1 protein-coding gene is annotated in these 408 nt (G+C 61.0%); it reads left to right on the top strand.

What is annotated here, in order from left to right:
* The first annotated feature begins 117 nt into the window (after positions 1-117).
* Complete coding sequence (locus tag NDN16_RS20840; protein WP_251115327.1) at positions 118-402, top strand: hypothetical protein; 285 nt, start codon at positions 118-120, stop codon at positions 400-402.
* Positions 403-408: the final 6 nt, after the last annotated feature.

Below are 408 nucleotides of genomic sequence, written 5' to 3' on the forward strand. Positions count from 1 at the left end.
CTTTCCACCCGTTCAAGGCATAGCAGGCTCTCATACGCATTGTCGAAGCGGACATGAACCATGGCGCGATACAGCTCTCACTACCGACGGTCTCCGGGCAAGGAACCTCGATACAGCTTGGGGGAGCACAGGCGGCTAGTGGCGGAGCGCGACTACCAGTTCAGCCTCTATGCCGTGGACGTTGTTGCCTCGAACGGGCTGACAGGGCGTCACGTCCTCGCGGTTCCCGTGGCGATCAGCGCGGTTTCCGTGACCGTCGGCGTTCTGTTGACGGAGGAAGACTCCCAGAAGGTTGACGCGGACGACATCGAGGACATCGCTTCTCTCGCCAACGCAGTACAGGGCGGGTTCAAACGGTTTCGCACGTTTCCAGCCAACGAGCTGGGCCGCTTCGTCCTGTAACGACCC

The sequence above is a fragment of the Aureimonas altamirensis genome, from assembly GCF_023702225.1.
Lineage (GTDB): Bacteria > Pseudomonadota > Alphaproteobacteria > Rhizobiales > Rhizobiaceae > Aureimonas > Aureimonas altamirensis_B.